This window comes from Rhizobium sp. R634 (genome assembly GCF_002211305.1).
Taxonomy (GTDB): Bacteria; Pseudomonadota; Alphaproteobacteria; order Rhizobiales; family Rhizobiaceae; genus Rhizobium.
The window spans coordinates 166,595-182,387 of record NZ_LOKW01000024.1 but is presented as its reverse complement, the minus strand read 5'-3'; the positions used below and the strand labels follow the sequence as shown (position 1 = coordinate 182,387).

Below are 15,793 nucleotides of genomic sequence, written 5' to 3'. Positions count from 1 at the left end.
GATGCCTGGCAAGGCAGAGGGGGGTGCGTTCCGACAAGCTCTTCGCCTACTATTCGGAGCGCGGCATGCCCCTGATCAACCTCCCCGAATTCGCCACTGAGCTGCTTTCCGAATTCGACGCCCGCAACGCTGAGCGCATCGATACGCCGGTCATTCAGCCGGCCGAGCCTTTCCTCGATATCGCCGGCGAGGATTTGCGCCGGCGCATCTTCATGACGGAGAGCGAAACCGGCGCCAGCCTCTGCCTGCGTCCGGAATTCACCATCCCCGTCTGTCTACGCCACATCGAGACCGCGACCGGCACGCCGAAGCGTTATGCCTATCTCGGCGAGGTCTTCCGCCAGCGCCGCGACGGCGCCAACGAATTCTATCAGGCTGGCATCGAGGATCTCGGCGACATCAACATACCGAGCGCCGACGCCCGCGCCATCGGCGACGCCACTGCCATTCTTGCGCGCCTGCTGCCCGGCCGGCGCCTGTCGGTGACGCTTGGCGATCAGGCGGTGTTCGAGGCGGTCGTCCAGGCGCTCGGGCTGCCGCTCGGCTGGCAGAAGCGGCTGATCCACGCCTTCGGCAACATGACACAGCTGGAGGCGCTGCTGGCCGGTCTCGTCAGTCCGCAATTCGTCACCGGCCTCGACGACGATATCGCCAAGCTCGTCGCATCAGGCGACGAGCAGGCGCTGATCGCCCATATCGAGCAGGAAATGCAGGCGACGGGCTATTCGACGAATGCCAGCCGCTCACCGCGGGAGATCGCCCGCAGGCTCAAGGAAAAGCTCATCCTGTCCGAAACGCGCCTCGACGATGCCGCCTTCCATGTGCTGGAAGAATTCCTGTCGCTCGACGTGCCGCTCGTCAATGCTTCCGCGGCACTGGCCGGTTTTGCCGATGCGGCCGGGCTGAAACTCGGCAATGCGCTCTCCCGCTTCAACGGCCGGGTCGCCGCCCTTGCCAATGCCGGCGTCGAGCTTTCCGGCCTTGGTTACCGCGCCGCCTTCGGGCGTCCGCTCGATTATTATACCGGTCTCGTCTTCGAGGTGACGGTGGAGGGATCGGCCGCGGTTCTGGCCGGCGGCGGACGCTTCGACAAGCTCCTGACCTTCCTCGGCGCCACGGACCGCATTCCGGCGGTCGGCTTCTCCTTCTGGCTCGACCGTATCGAAACCGAAAGGGCAGCCGCATGACCATCACCATTGCGCTTCCCTCCAAGGGCCGGATGAAAGACGACGCTTCGGCAATCTTCGAGCGGGCCGGCATGCCGATAACGGCCGTCGGCAACGAGCGCTCCTATCGCGGCCGCGTCGAAGGCTGGGACGATGTCGAGGTCGCTTTCCTGTCGGCTTCCGAGATTTCCCGGGAACTCGGCAACGGCACCGTCGATTTCGGCGTCACCGGCGAAGACCTGATGCGGGAAGGTTTTGCCGAGGTCGACAAGCGCGTCGAATTCTGCGCCCGCCTCGGCTTCGGCCACGCCGATGTCGTCGTTGCCGTGCCGGAGATCTGGCTTGACGTCGAGACCATGGCCGATCTCGGCGACGTCGCCGCCGATTTCCGCGCCCGCCACTCCAGGCGTCTTGCCATCGCCACCAAATATTGGCGCCTGACCCAGCAGTTCTTCTCGAGCCAGCACGGCATCCAGCTTTATCGCATCGTCGAAAGCCTCGGCGCCACCGAAGGCGCTCCCGCTTCCGGTTCCGCCGATATCATCGTCGATATCACCTCAACCGGCTCGACGTTGCGCGCCAACCACCTGAAGGTGCTTCAGGACGGTGTCATCCTGCATTCGCAGGCCTGCCTCGTGCGCGCCCGCAGGGAAAGCCATGCCGACGAACCCGTCGTGCAGGCGATTATCGAAGCGGTGCGCGCCGCTCTCTGACTGCAATGTTCAAGACATAAGAAAACCCGCCGTCATTCAATGACGGCGGGTTCTGCATGTCTGGGAGGACGTCTGCTGGATCAGGCAGCCGCATAGGCGCCGCGGCGGGCATCAATCGAATAGGCACCGGCACCGACGGTCGCGAGCAATATGTACGCGCCGGCAAGCGTGATGTTCTTCATGACCATGATCTGGTTGAGAATATTCACGAGTTCCGTGCCGCTTGCGTAGGGCAGATGGAAGGCAACGCCCGTGAAGACACAGAAGGCGGCGAGCAGCCAGCCGGCAATGCGGACCTGGAAGCCTGTGAGAACCGCAAGGCCGGCGAGCAGTTCGAAAAGGCCTGCGACATAGGCCAACAGGGTTGCTGCCGGCAGGCCGGCGCCGGCGATCATGCCCGCAGTACCGGCAGGATCGGTTAGCTTCATGAAGCCGGAAAGGATGAACATGAAAGACAGAAGAATGCGGGCGATCAGGATGAAGGCGTTCGACATGGATGGTGTCTCCGTTGAATGGCTCTGGAGATCTTAGTGCCCCCGGGCACGCTGTGGATCTCTGATATTCCTATTTCGCCTTTTTCTTTCGTTATGCAAAGATAGACGGATGGGGACACTTCGTTCAATAATATGAAACGATGCCCTCACTTGCTTTTCCAGAGCCTCGTCTCCTATGGTCGGCGCCCAACATGGAGAATCCGATGGCAGATCTGTCCGCATTTCCGATCACGACCCGCTGGCCGGCGAAAAACTCCGACATCATCCAGCTCTATTCACTGCAGACGCCGAACGGCGTGAAAGTGTCCGTCGCCCTCGAAGAACTCGGGCTCGCCTATGAGCCGCATTATATTTCCTTCGCCGCCAACGAGCAGAAATCGCCGGAATTCGAATCTCTCAATCCGAACGGCCGCATTCCGGCGATCATCGACCCGAACGGGCCGGGGGGAAAGCCGATCGGCCTTTTCGAATCCGGCGCCATCCTGCTTTATCTCGCGGAAAAGACCGGCAAGCTCATCCCTGAGGATGCCGCCGGCCGCTACGAATGCATTCAGTGGGTGTTTTTCCAGATGGCGGGCATCGGCCCGATGTTCGGACAATTCGGGCATTTCCACAAATTCGCCGCCGACAAGGTCGCGAATAATTCTTACCCAGTGGAGCGCTATCGCGATGAATCCAAACGCCTGCTCGGTGTGCTCGAAGGCCGGCTGAAGGACCGCCAATGGATCATGGGCGATCAGTATACGATCGCCGACATCACCACCTTCACTTGGGTTCGCGGCGCCGATATCTTCTATGGCGGCCGCGAGGTTCTCGAATATGCGAAATTCCCCGCCGTCTCGGATTGGCTGGAGCGCTGCATCGCCCGTCCGGCGAGCGCCAGGGGGCTCAATATTCCCGTCAAGCCGGAGTAGCGATCCCCGCGCAAAAGGCCGCTCTCGGAAGCGGCCTCAACTGCGTGACAGCCCTTGGCCTTGCGCCGAGGATATGCTGCCCTATCGATCCCAGGCAGATACTCGGGACCCGAGTATGACGAAAGAGGAGTTGGCGGGCTTTCCGGCAGTCTGACCGCTTTCAGCGGAGAAGTTATTTCACCCGCCCGCTTCTATCGCCAACTCGTGATCTGGTTTGCGCCTTCGAGCTTGAAGCGCGGGAAGATGAAGACGCCAGCCATGCTGCCGCTGTATTTCTTCTCGAGACCGTTCGACTCGCCCATGCAGAAGAGCGGCTGGCGGAAGCCGTTCGGCATCATGATCGTCGTCGAAAAGCAGAATGAGGAGCAGCGCGTCGCCGCCTGCTCGAACAGTTCCAGCACGTGGCTGCGATCCTTCGTGTCGTAACAGCGGATCAGGTTGAGCAGCCCGCATTCCGGTGCGGAGAGACCGTGCAGCATCGAACTCCATTCGCCGAGACGGATCACGCCGGTCGAAAAATCTCCGGCCCAGGCTTCGGAAACGGAAAATTGCGCCAGCATTTCGCGATTGCGATTGTTGTCGTTCAGCGAGCCGGGCATCAGGGGCGTGGCTGTATTGGCTTTGGCGATCTTAAACAAGGCGTTCCCCAGTTTGGATGCGGCTCCTCCGCCGCACGCTCGGCAAACACAAAGAAACAGAATCACGCAGCAGCGGGCATGATGCCCGCGCTTCATCCGGCGATCGTTGCCACAGCCAGAAGCTCTCCGGAAACGGAGCCTTCGAAAGCCGAACCTTCTCGTATCGCCTTTTGCGCTCCGGCCTCGTCCATTGGCGAAAAATTATCGCCGGGCGCACGTCAATTGCAGCGCGGATTTATAGGAGCTTTTGCACAAACGGCAACGGCTTTTTAAGGGGTGTTCGGATTGGCGTCTCTCGTTGGAGCGCCTCAGCTCTCGATTTGCCCCGCGAGCGATCGCGGCAAAAACACGTCTTTGAGTGCTTTGAAAACGTTTCCAGACCCTTCCAAAGCCGAAATCCCGCTGCAACACGGCATTTCTCTTGTTATTTCCGCAGAGGGAGAAATACGCAGCCACGCAAGTTTCGCGAAAGCTTGCCGAGCGGAAAAGGCAACTCGCGCCATAAAATAGCACGCAACGGATCGAATCGCTGGCGCGGGGGAATTGGACGTAAAAAGAAAAGGGCGACCCGAAGGCCGCCCTTCCCATTCCGGAGGTGCCGGAATGGATATGTCAGTGACGGCTTTCAGCCTATCACATCATGTCCATTCCACCCATGCCGCCCATGCCGCCCGGCATAGCCGGAGCGTCCTTCTTCGGCAGCTCGGCGATCATGGCTTCGGTGGTGATCAGCAGCGATGCAACGGAAGCGGCATCCTGCAGGGCGGTGCGAACGACCTTGACCGGGTCGATGATGCCCATGCCGATCATGTCGCCATATTCGCCGGTCTGGGCGTTGTAGCCCCAGTTGTCCTGATCCTTGTCGAGGATCTTGCCGACAACGATCGAGGCTTCGTCACCTGCGTTTTCAGCGATCTGGCGGGCCGGAGCCTGCAGAGCGCGGCGAACGATGTTGACGCCGGCTTCCTGGTCGTCGTTGATACCCTTGGAGGTGATCTTGACGGAAGAACGCAGCAGGGCAACGCCGCCGCCCGGTACGATGCCTTCCTGAACGGCAGCGCGCGTCGCGTTGAGGGCGTCGTCGATGCGGTCCTTCTTTTCCTTCACTTCGACTTCCGTCGAGCCGCCGACGCGGATGACGGCGACGCCGCCAGCGAGCTTGGCAAGACGTTCCTGCAGCTTCTCGCGGTCGTAGTCGGAGGTGGTCTCTTCGATCTGGGCCTTGATCTGGGCAACACGGCCTTCGATGTCGGACTTGGCGCCCGAACCGTCGACGATCGTGGTGTTTTCCTTGGAGATCGAAACCTTCTTGGCGCGGCCGAGCATGTCGAGCGTAACGCTCTCGAGCTTGATGCCGAGGTCTTCGGAGATCACGGTGCCGCCCGTCAGGATGGCGATGTCTTCCAGCATGGCCTTGCGGCGGTCGCCGAAGCCAGGAGCCTTGACGGCAGCGATCTTCAGGCCGCCGCGCAGCTTGTTGACGACGAGCGTTGCAAGAGCTTCGCCTTCGACGTCTTCAGCGATGATGAGGAGCGGCTTGCCGGTCTGGACGACGGCTTCGAGAACCGGGAGCATCGACTGCAGGTTCGAGAGCTTCTTCTCGTGGAGGAGAATGAAGACGTCTTCGAGGTCGGCGACCATCTTTTCCGGGTTGGTGACGAAGTAGGGGCTGAGGTAGCCGCGGTCGAACTGCATGCCTTCGACGACTTCGAGCTCGGTTTCGGCGGTCTTGGCTTCTTCAACCGTGATGACGCCTTCGTTGCCGACCTTCTGCATGGCTTCAGCGATGTCGAGACCGACCTGGCGCTCGCCGTTTGCCGAGATCGTGCCGACCTGAGCGACTTCTTCCGAGGTGTTGATCTTCTTGGCCTTGGCCTGGAGATCCTTGACGACTTCGGCGACGGCGAGATCGATGCCGCGCTTCAGGTCCATCGGGTTCATGCCGGCGGCAACGGCCTTGGCGCCTTCGCGAACGATCGCCTGGGCAAGAACGGTCGCGGTCGTGGTGCCGTCGCCGGCGATGTCGTTGGTCTTCGAAGCAACTTCGCGGACCATCTGGGCGCCCATGTTCTCGAACTTGTCTTCGAGTTCGATTTCCTTGGCGACCGAAACGCCGTCCTTGGTGATGCGCGGCGCGCCGAAGGACTTGTCGATGATGACGTTACGGCCCTTCGGGCCGAGCGTTACCTTGACCGCATCGGCGAGAATGTCGACGCCGCGCAGCATCTTTTCGCGCGCGGTGCGGCCAAACTTGATTTCTTTAGCTGCCATGTTTGTGACTCCTGAATTCGATTTGTTCGGGCGAGAAGCCCGTCAGCCATTTCGGGAAAGCGGATCGGCCAATCAGCCGATGATGCCCATGATGTCGGCTTCCTTCATGATCAGAAGGTCTTCGCCGTTGATCTTGACTTCGGTGCCGGACCACTTGCCGAACAGGACGCGGTCGCCAGCCTTGACGTCGAGAGCCACGACTTTGCCGGACTCGTCACGAGCGCCGGAACCGACGGCGACGATTTCGCCTTCCTGCGGCTTTTCCTTGGCGGTGTCGGGAATGATGATGCCGCCCTTGGTCTTCTCTTCGGACTCGACGCGACGAACAACGACGCGGTCGTGAAGCGGACGGAAATTGGTGCTTGCCATTGTCTAATCCCTCGATCGAATGACATTCGCGGACCGGAGTGGCCCACATGGATAGATGTTAGCACTCCCTTGCGGTGAGTGCTAGCGACGAGCATTTAGGGATGGCTCCAAGAGGAGTCAATGAGAGCAATCACGAATTTTTGTGCCGGAATTGTGAAGAGGCCGGAGAATTGCGGAGATTGCCGCCGAAACCCGGCCCGTTGCAGAATGGCGAAGAAAATGCCTTGCCATCGCCTTGCGCCTTTGCAATGTCACCGATGCTGAAGCAAATCGGGAAATTGAAATGGCCAGGCGGATAGAAAACTTCTCCGAGATCACGGATCGCTATGATGTGGTGCTCTGTGATGTCTGGGGCGTCGTTCACAACGGCGTCGATCCGTTCCCCAAGGCCGCAGCCGCCCTTCACGCGGCACGTGAGAGCGGCCTTGCCGTCGTCCTCATCACCAATTCGCCGCGTCTTTCCTGGCAGGTGGTCGAGCAGCTGCGCCATATCGGCGTGCCCGACAGCGCCTATGACAGGATCGTCACCTCGGGCGACGTCACGCGCGGGCTGATTTCGGAAGGGCCGAAGACGGTCTTCCTGCTCGGCCCCGAGCGCGACAAGGCGCTTCTTGAAGGCATCGGCGTCGAGCGGGTGCCGGCGGGCGAGGCGCGATCGCTGGTCTGCACCGGCTTTTTCGACGACGAGACCGAGAAGCCCGAGGATTACACCGATATGCTTCTGGATTTTCAGGCGCGCGAAGTGCCGATGATCTGCGCCAATCCCGATCTCGTCGTCGAGCGCGGCCACCGCATCATTCCCTGCGCCGGCGCCATGGCCGCCTATTACGAGCAGCTTGGCGGCAAGACCCGCATCGCCGGCAAGCCGCACCGGCCGATCTACGAGGCGACGCTGGCGGCTGCCCGTGAGCTGCGCGGCGATTTCCCCACCGAGCGCGTGCTCGCGATCGGCGACGGCATGCCGACCGATGTGCGCGGCGCCTTGAATTTTGGCCTCGACCTTCTCTACATCAGCGGCGGTATCCACGCCAAGGAATACACCCTGAACGGCGAGACCGACGAGGCGATCCTCAATGCCTATCTCGAACGGGAAAAGGCGGCGCCGAAATGGTGGATGCCGCGCCTTGCATGAAGAGAAGCCAGCCGATGACCGTCTTCCACCGCAATGAAACCCGCGATCCCTTACCCGCCCATCTCAAGGGCGGGGTGATCGCCATCGGCAATTTCGACGGTGTGCATCGCGGCCATCAATCTGTTCTCAACCGCGCGCTCGAAATTTCCAGGGCGCGCGGCATCCCCGCTCTGGTGCTGACCTTCGAGCCGCATCCGCGCACGGTCTTCCGGCCTGAGACGCCTGTCTTCCGCCTGACGCCCGCGCCGCTGAAGGCCCGCATTCTGGAAACGCTCGGCTTCAACGCCGTCATCGAATATCCCTTCGATTACGAATTCTCGCAGTGCTCCGCCGAGGATTTCATCCATTCGATCCTGAAGGACTGGCTCGGTGCTTCGGAAGTCGTCACCGGCTTCGATTTTCATTTCGGCCGTGGCCGCGAAGGCGGTCCCGCCTTTCTGATGAATGCCGGCCAGACATACGGCTTCGGCGTCACTCTGATCGATGCCTTCCGCGACGAAAATGCCGATGTCGTCTCTTCGAGCCATATCCGCGCTCTCCTGGGGGAGGGCAGCGTCAGCGAAGTCGCCGGCATGCTGGGCTATCGCTATACTGTGGAGGCCGAGGTGATCGACGGCGAAAAGCTCGGCCGTCAGCTCGGTTTCCCCACCGCCAACATGCGCCTGCCGCCGGAGGCCGAACTCGCCGCCGGCATTTATGCCGTCCGCTTTCGCCGCCAGGATGGAACGCTGCATGATGCGGTCGCAAGCTACGGCCGCCGCCCGACGGTCACGGAAAACGGCGCGCCGCTGCTCGAAACCTATATTTTCGATTTTCACGGCGATCTCTACGGCCAACTCTGCGGCGTCTCCTTCTTCGGCTATCTCAGACCCGAGCTGAAATTCGACGGCCTCGATCCGCTCGTCGCCCAGATCAAGCGCGACGAGGAAGAGGCGAGAGCGCTGCTTGCCGGGGTGAAGCCGCTCGGCGAGCTCGACCGGAAGCTCTGCTTTTCCTAAGTTTGCTCCAACTCCGACATATCGCCCATGGCAGCTGGAAACGACCGGGCCGCGATCGCGGCCGGGCAATTTCTTCTCTTCCTTTTCCCGGCAAAAACGCCTATGAACCGGCGCTATGACGAAACTTCGGCTGGCGATCACGATACGAATTATCGGCCCGGCCTTCCGCGCGCGCTAAGCGGCCGGGAGGTCCGGGTTTTCGGCGCTTGCGAGCAGGCGCTTCCGCCGCCACCTATTTCCATGTCCGTCGCGCCCCTTCCTGGGCCGCCAGAAACGATTGTCACACATGACCGACACAGCCGAAAAAATCGATTACTCGAAGACCCTCTATCTGCCCGAAACCGATTTCCCCATGCGCGCCGGCCTGCCGCAGAAGGAGCCGGAGCTCGTTGCCCGCTGGCAGCAGATGGATCTCTACAAGAAACTGCGCGCCTCTGCCGCCGGCCGCGAGAAATTCGTCCTGCACGACGGCCCTCCCTACGCCAACGGCAACATCCACATCGGCCACGCGCTGAACAAGATCCTCAAGGACGTCATCACCCGCTCCTTCCAGATGCGCGGCTACGACTCCAACTATGTGCCCGGCTGGGACTGCCACGGCCTGCCGATCGAGTGGAAGATCGAGGAAGAAAACTACCGCGCCAAGGGCAAGGCCAAGCCTGACCTGACCGAGCCGTCGGCGATGATCGAATTCCGCCGCGAGTGCCGCGCCTATGCCGAAAAATGGATCGCCATCCAGGGCGGCGAGTTCCAGCGCCTCGGCATCGTAGGCGATTTCGAAAACCCGTATCTGACGATGAACTTCCACGCCGAAAGCCGTATCGCCGGCGAGTTGCTGAAGATCGCCGCCAGCGGTCAGCTCTATCGCGGCTCCAAGCCGATCATGTGGTCGGTGGTCGAGCGCACCGCGCTTGCCGAAGCCGAGGTCGAGTATCATGACTACGAGAGCGATACGATCTGGGTGAAGTTCCCGGTCGCGAAGAGCACCGCTGCCCTCAAGGATGCCTTCGTCGTCATCTGGACCACCACGCCCTGGACGATCCCCGGAAACCGGGCGGTCGCCTATTCCTCGCGCGTCGCCTACGGCCTCTACGAAGTCACGGCTGCCGAGAACGACTTTGGCCCGCGCCCGGGCGAAAAGCTGATCTTCGCGGACAAGCTGGCTGAAGAGTCCTTCGCCAAGGCCAAGCTTCAGTACAAGCGCCTTGCTGACGTCACTGCTGCGGATCTTGCTGACATCAGCTGTGCACACCCGCTCAAGGGGCTCGGCGGCGGCTACGAATTTGCCGTGCCGCTGCTCGACGGCGATCATGTCACCGACGATGCCGGTACGGGCTTCGTGCATACGGCGCCGAGCCACGGCCGCGAAGACTTTGATGTCTGGATGGCGCATGCCCGCGAGATCGAGGCACGCGGCATCGAGACCAAGATCCCGTTCCCCGTCGATGACGGCGGCTTCTACACGGCAGATGCGCCCGGCCTCGAAGGCGGGCGCGTCATCGACGACAACGGCAAGAAGGGCGATGCCAACGACCGCGTCATCAAGGCGCTGATCGAGCGCAGCGCGCTTTTTGCCCGCGGTCGCCTCAAGCACCAGTATCCGCATTCCTGGCGCTCCAAGAAGCCGGTGATCTTCCGCAACACGCCGCAGTGGTTCGTCTATATGGACAAGACGCTGTCGGATGGAACGACGCTGCGCACCCGTGCGCTGAAGGCGATCGACGACACCCGCTTCGTGCCGGCTGCCGGCCAGAATCGTCTGCGCGCCATGATCGAGCAGCGCCCGGACTGGGTTCTCTCGCGTCAGCGCGCCTGGGGCGTGCCGATCTGCGTCTTCGTGAGTGAGCAGGGCGAAGTGCTGCAGGACGAGGCCGTCAATCAGCGCATCCTCGATGCTTTCGACGCCGAAGGCGCCGATGCCTGGTTTGCCGAAGGCGCCAAGGAGCGTTTCCTCGGCAATGAGCATGACCCGGCCAAGTGGTCGCAGGTCATGGATATCCTCGACGTCTGGTTCGACTCGGGCTCGACGCACACCTTCACGCTGGAAGACCGCCCCGACCTGAAATGGCCGGCCGATCTCTATCTCGAGGGTTCCGACCAGCATCGCGGCTGGTTCCATTCATCGCTGCTGGAATCGGCTGCGACCCGTGGCCGCGCGCCTTACGACACCGTTCTCACCCATGGCTTCACCATGGATGAGAAGGGCGAGAAGATGTCGAAGTCGAAGGGCAACGTCACCTCGCCGCAGGAAGTGATGAAGGACGCCGGCGCCGACATCCTGCGTCTCTGGGTCATGACCTCGGATTATGCGGACGACCTGCGCGTCGGCAAGACGATCATCCAGACCAATGTCGATGCCTACCGCAAGCTGCGCAACACCATCCGCTGGATGCTCGGCACGCTGGCCCACGACAAGGGCGAGGTCATCGCGCTCGCCGATCTGCCGGAGCTGGAGCAGCTGATGCTGCACCGGCTCTCCGAGCTCGATCAGCTGGTGCGCGAAAACTACGACGCTTTCGACTTCAAGAAGATCGCCCGCGCACTGATCGACTTCGCCAATGTCGAGCTCTCGGCCTTCTACTTCGACGTCCGCAAGGATGCGCTTTATTGCGATGCGCCGTCGAGCCTTCGCCGCCGCTCGGCGCTCTATGTCATCCGCATGATCTTCGATTGCATGGTGACCTGGCTTGCGCCGATGCTGCCCTTCACGACGGAAGAGGCATGGCTTTCGCGCAATCCATCGGCCGTCTCGGTGCATCTGGAGCAGTTCGCTCCGGTCGCCAAGGAATGGCGCAACGATGCGCTCGCCGAAAAATGGAAGAAGATCCGCGCGATCCGCAGCGTCGTGACCGGCGCGCTGGAAATCGAGCGCAAGGACAAGCGCATCGGCTCCTCGCTGGAAGCGGCCCCGGTCGTCCATGTCGCCGACGCGGAGCTTCGCAAGGCGCTCGAGGGGCAGGATTTCAGTGAAGTCTGCATCACCTCGGGCATCGCAATCGTGGCGGATGCCGGCCCGGCCGAAGCCTTCCGCTTGGCCGAAGTGGCTGATGTCGCCGTCGTTCCGAAGCTCGCCGAAGGTGTCAAATGCGCCCGTTCGTGGCGCATCACCACCGATGTCGGTTCCGATCCCGGCTATCCCGACGTCTCGGCGCGTGACGCTGCGGCATTGCGCGAACTCGGCATCCGCGCCTGAAGATATTTGCCGGGTGAATTGCCTTTATGGCGTGCATCCGGTAAAAGCTGCCTGAAAATGGCCGGATTTTTGCGTCAGGGGGACGGTTGTCCGGTTGGGCAACGATTGCACCGGTGGCTGGAAGGGTTTTCATGTTCGCAACGCATTGGTTCCGTATGGGCGCCTGCCTGTCTGTTGTCATGGCGGGATGCTCCTTGGTGTCCAGTTGCGCCAGCAGCCCGACCTACGGCACCGACAAGACCGCCATGGAGCAGCTGACCGACGACCTCGGCCAGTCCGTGTCGCTGACCGGACCAGGCCCGAAGAACAAGGGCGTCAAATATTCCCCGCGTCCGACGCTGGTGATGCCGGCCGAGGGCCAGAGAGAGACTCTCGTGGCGCCGCAGCAGACGATCGCCAACAAGGACAATCCGCAGTGGCTTGAATCGCCGGAGGAAACCCGCGCTCGCCTGGTTGGAGAAGCCGATGCAAACTCCGACAATCCGAACTATCGCTCGCCGCTCGCCAGCTCGGCGATCGAAGGCGGCCGCCGCACGACGGAAGCCCAGACCCAGGCCTATCGCGAAGCCCGCGCCCTGCAGAAGGGCTCCTATGTCGATCAGCGCCGCTCGATCTCCGATCCGCCGCCCGGCTATCGCACCGTCGACGACCCGGCGAAGCTCGACGATGTCGGCGAGCCCGAGCTCAAGAAGCAGAAGAAGCGCAAGAAGGACGCGGCGATTGCCAACTCCGGCAAGCAGTGGTGGAACTTCCTGCAATAACGTGTGCGGCGCTTAGGCGCCGCTTCCATTCAGGCCTCGGGAGAAGACGATGGCGCCCCGGCGCTACGGCGTCTCTCTCCGTTGCGAAAAGAATGTCCGCAAGATTTCGGCCGACTGAATCTCGTTGAAGCCGGAATAGACCTCCGGAACATGATGGCAGGTCGGCTGTGCATAGAATCGCACGCCATTATCGACAGCCCCGCCTTTTGGATCTTCGGCGCCGTAATAGAGCCTGCGGATACGCGCAAACGAGATGGCTGCCGCGCACATGGTGCACGGCTCCAGCGTCACGTAGAGATCTGCGCCGGTAAGACGCTCCTGCCCGAGGGCTTCGCAGGCGAGCCGGATCGCGACGATCTCGGCGTGCGCGGTGACGTCTTTCAGCTCGCGCGTACGGTTTCCGGCGTGTGAAACGGCGATATCGTCGACCACCACGACGGCGCCGATCGGCACTTCACCGCGCTCGCCGGCCGCGCGCGCTTCCTCAAGCGCCATCTCCATGAAACGATTTGTCTTCATGATCGCGACAATTTCCACTTAACCGCAGATGCGTGACCTGATAGACAGGCCCAAAAGGCAGGCAAACAACAAATGACATCCAAAGACAAGCCAAAACGCCCGGGCGCAAAACCCTTTTCACGGGATGACAGGCCGAAAGCCGGCCCCAAGACAGGCGGCGCGAAGCCGGCAAAGACTGCCGCCGCGCGCCCGATCGCGGCCGAAGCCGATGGCGAGGCCAAGGCCGAGCGCATCTCCAAGGTGATGGCGCGCGCCGGCGTCGCCTCCCGCCGCGACATCGAGCGCATGATCATGGAAGGCCGTGTGACGCTGAACGGCACGGTTCTCGACACGCCCGTCGTCAACGTCACGCTCGCCGACCGGATCGAAGTCGACGGCGTGCCGATCCGGGGCATCGAGCGCACCAGGCTCTGGCTCTATCACAAGCCGGCCGGGCTGGTGACCACCAATGCCGATCCGGAAGGCCGGGCGACCGTCTTCGACAACCTGCCGGAAGAATTGCCGCGCGTCATGTCGATTGGCCGCCTCGACATCAATACCGAAGGCCTGCTGCTGCTGACCAACGACGGCGGCCTCGCCCGCGCGCTGGAGCTGCCGGCGACCGGCTGGCTGAGGCGCTACCGTGTCCGCGCCCATGGCGAGATCGATCAGGAAGCGCTCGACAAGCTGAAGGATGGCATCGCCGTCGACGGCGTGCTCTACGGATCGATCGAGGCGACGCTCGACCGCACCCAGGGCTCGAACGTCTGGATCACCATGGGCTTGCGCGAAGGCAAGAACCGCGAAATCAAGAACGTGCTCGGCGCGCTTGGCCTCGACGTCAACCGCCTGATCCGCATTTCCTATGGGCCGTTCCAACTCGGCGATTTGCCGGAAGGCCATGTCATCGAAGTGCGCGGCCGCACGCTGCGCGACCAGCTCGGCCCGCGCCTGATCGAGGAAGCCAAGGCGAATTTCGACGCGCCGATCTATAACGCCCCGGCCGTCGCCGCGGAGGAAGAGGCCGAGGCCGTTGCACCCGAGAAGCGTGAGCGGCCGCGCCGCGACGAAGACAAGCGCGAAAGGGCGCTGAGCCGCCTCGACACCAAGCGGGACGACCGCCGCAGTGGCGGGCGCCGCGATGACGATCGCCGCGACGGTGGCCGCCGGGATGATGAGAAGCCGAAGCGCTCCGAGCCGCTCGGCCAGCGCCGCAGCGCCAATGTCTGGATGGCGCCGGGCGCCCGACCGCTCGGCGAAAAGGCGGCCGCGAAAGCCGCCAAGAATGAGCAGACCGCGCGCCGGCGCGGCGAACAGGCGCCGGCAAAGAGTACCGGTTCCCACCACATCGAGGATCGACCGCGCACCCAGATCAATCGCGTGCGCGAGGAGGACGGCGAATGGATCCGCTCGAGCGAGCAGCCCAATCGCAAGGATGAAGGCGAAGGCCGCGGCCGCAAGCGTCCGTTCGGGGATCGTCCGGGCCGCGAAGAGCGCGGTTTTGGCGACCGCCCGGCGCGCGGCGACCGCCGTCCGCGCGAAGCAGGTGACGAACGTCCGCGTGCCAGAACTGCCGGCGAAGGCCGTCCCGAGCGTCCGCGCGGCGACCGGCCTTTCGGCGATCGTCCTTCGCGTAGCGACCGCCCCTTCGGCGACAAGCCGCGCGGTGATCGCAAGCCGCGTACGGATGGCGACGAGCGTCCGCGTGCTGCCAGAGCCTCCACCGGTGAGGCCCGTTCGGAGCGTCCGCGCGGCGACCGGCCTTTCGGTGATCGTCCTTCACGTGGGGATCGGCCCTTCGGCGACAAGCCGCGTGGTGATCGCCGGCCGCGCGAGGATGGTGATGAGCGCCCGCGGGCAGCCAGAAGTTTTGCCGGTGAGGGGCGCTCGGAGCGTCCGCGTGGCGAGGGATCGTTCCGCGACAAGCCTTCGGATGACAAGCCGCGCGGCAAGAGCTTTGCGGCCAAGCCGGGCGGGCCGAAGAAATTTTCCGGCAAGCCGAAGGGCGCCAAGCCGGGCGGCGACAGGCCATCAGGCGGCCCGTCCAGAGGTGGTGCTAGAGGAAAGGGAATGACGCGCGGTGCGGATCGTCGGCGGTGAGTTTCGCGGACGGCCTCTCGCCGTGCCGAAATCCAACGATATCCGGCCGACTGCCGACCGGACGCGCGAGAGTCTGTTCAATATATTGAGCCATGCCTATCCGGATTGCGTCGACGGCACCCGGATCCTCGACCTTTTCGCCGGAACCGGCGCTGTCGGTCTGGAAGCGGTCTCGCGCGGCTGTCGCCATGCGCTCTTCGTCGAAAACAGCGTCGAGGGCAGGGCGCTGCTCTGGGAAAACATCGATGCGCTCGGCCTGCACGGCCGCACGCGCATCCTGCGCCGCGATGCGACCGATCTCGGCAGCGTCGGCAATCTCGAAGCTTTCGACGTGCTTTTTGCCGATCCTCCCTATGGCAAGGGTCTCGGTGAGAAGGCGATGGCGGCGGCGGCCGAGGGCGGCTGGCTGCGGGTGGGCGCGATTGCCGTGCTCGAAGAGCGCGCCGACGTTGTCGTTTCCGTCCACCCTTCCTATGTTTTCCTCGAAAGCCGCATCTTTGGCGATACGAGGGTGCATTTTTTCCGGTATCAGCCGCAATAGGCGGG

General features: G+C 62.7%; 14 protein-coding genes. 9 read left to right on the top strand and 5 right to left on the bottom strand.

Translation table 11 applies throughout. The features are described from left to right. Window positions 1-65 precede the first annotated feature (65 nt). The gene (locus ATY77_RS21395) at window positions 66-1,187 is read left to right on the top strand and encodes an ATP phosphoribosyltransferase regulatory subunit (RefSeq protein WP_088688735.1); all 1,122 of its coding nucleotides are present in this window, start codon (window positions 66-68) and stop codon (window positions 1,185-1,187) included. Further along, the gene (hisG, locus tag ATY77_RS21390; RefSeq protein ID WP_088688734.1) at window positions 1,184-1,879 is read left to right on the top strand and encodes an ATP phosphoribosyltransferase; all 696 of its coding nucleotides are present in this window, start codon (window positions 1,184-1,186) and stop codon (window positions 1,877-1,879) included. The genes ATY77_RS21395 and hisG overlap by 4 nt, the downstream gene beginning before the upstream one ends. A gap of 80 nt (window positions 1,880-1,959) precedes the next feature. Here hisG and ATY77_RS21385 read toward each other — a convergent pair whose 3' ends face one another. Further along, a complete protein-coding gene (locus ATY77_RS21385; protein ID WP_088678557.1) occupies window positions 1,960-2,373 on the bottom strand; it encodes a DoxX family protein in 414 nt (137 codons plus the stop codon). Window positions 2,374-2,576: 203 nt separating this feature from the next. Here ATY77_RS21385 and ATY77_RS21380 point away from each other — a divergent pair, with 203 nt between their 5' ends. Beyond that, window positions 2,577-3,287 (top strand): glutathione binding-like protein, encoded by a 711-nt coding sequence (locus ATY77_RS21380; RefSeq protein WP_088688733.1) that lies wholly within the window; start codon window positions 2,577-2,579, stop codon window positions 3,285-3,287. Between the two features lie 191 nt (window positions 3,288-3,478). Here the strand turns inward: ATY77_RS21380 and ATY77_RS21375 are convergent, their stop codons facing one another. From ATY77_RS21375 to groES, 3 genes are all read right to left on the bottom strand, one after another. After that, window positions 3,479-3,925, bottom strand: a complete 447-nt coding sequence (locus ATY77_RS21375; protein WP_088688732.1) for a hypothetical protein — start codon at window positions 3,923-3,925, stop codon at window positions 3,479-3,481. Between the two features lie 633 nt (window positions 3,926-4,558). Next, entirely contained in the window at window positions 4,559-6,196 is a 1,638-nt protein-coding gene (gene groL / locus ATY77_RS21370; RefSeq protein ID WP_038687103.1) for a chaperonin GroEL, read from the bottom strand. A 72-nt stretch (window positions 6,197-6,268) separates the two neighbouring features. Beyond that, a complete protein-coding gene (gene groES / locus ATY77_RS21365) occupies window positions 6,269-6,565 on the bottom strand; it encodes a co-chaperone GroES (protein WP_004675403.1) in 297 nt (98 codons plus the stop codon). A gap of 283 nt (window positions 6,566-6,848) precedes the next feature. Between groES and ATY77_RS21360 the strand changes: the two genes are divergently transcribed. The 4 genes from ATY77_RS21360 (at window position 6,849) to ATY77_RS21340 (ending at window position 12,649) form a co-directional block, all read left to right on the top strand. Beyond that, a complete protein-coding gene (locus ATY77_RS21360; RefSeq protein ID WP_088688731.1) occupies window positions 6,849-7,697 on the top strand; it encodes a TIGR01459 family HAD-type hydrolase in 849 nt (282 codons plus the stop codon). A 14-nt stretch (window positions 7,698-7,711) separates the two neighbouring features. Continuing rightward, complete coding sequence (locus tag ATY77_RS21355) at window positions 7,712-8,695, top strand: bifunctional riboflavin kinase/FAD synthetase (protein WP_088688979.1); 984 nt, start codon at window positions 7,712-7,714, stop codon at window positions 8,693-8,695. Between the two features lie 286 nt (window positions 8,696-8,981). After that, on the top strand, window positions 8,982-11,888 hold the full coding sequence (ileS, locus tag ATY77_RS21345; protein ID WP_088688730.1) for an isoleucine--tRNA ligase: 2,907 nt from the start codon (window positions 8,982-8,984) through the stop codon (window positions 11,886-11,888). A 131-nt stretch (window positions 11,889-12,019) separates the two neighbouring features. Next, window positions 12,020-12,649: a hypothetical protein gene (locus ATY77_RS21340; RefSeq protein ID WP_088688729.1), complete on the top strand. Its 630-nt coding sequence runs from the start codon at window positions 12,020-12,022 to the stop codon at window positions 12,647-12,649. A 63-nt stretch (window positions 12,650-12,712) separates the two neighbouring features. On the opposite strand, the gene ATY77_RS21335 is transcribed toward ATY77_RS21340, so the two are convergent. Further along, window positions 12,713-13,168 carry a nucleoside deaminase gene (locus tag ATY77_RS21335; RefSeq protein ID WP_280950756.1) on the bottom strand — a complete coding sequence of 152 codons (456 nt, stop codon included), beginning with the start codon at window positions 13,166-13,168 and terminating at the stop codon, window positions 12,713-12,715. 72 nt (window positions 13,169-13,240) lie between these two features. Between ATY77_RS21335 and ATY77_RS21330 the strand changes: the two genes are divergently transcribed. Next, window positions 13,241-15,247 carry a pseudouridine synthase gene (locus tag ATY77_RS21330; RefSeq protein WP_088688728.1) on the top strand — a complete coding sequence of 669 codons (2,007 nt, stop codon included), beginning with the start codon at window positions 13,241-13,243 and terminating at the stop codon, window positions 15,245-15,247. Further along, complete coding sequence (gene rsmD, locus ATY77_RS21325) at window positions 15,228-15,788, top strand: 16S rRNA (guanine(966)-N(2))-methyltransferase RsmD (RefSeq protein WP_088688727.1); 561 nt, start codon at window positions 15,228-15,230, stop codon at window positions 15,786-15,788. Before ATY77_RS21330 ends, rsmD begins: the two co-directional genes overlap by 20 nt. The last annotated feature ends 5 nt before the right edge of the window (window positions 15,789-15,793 follow it).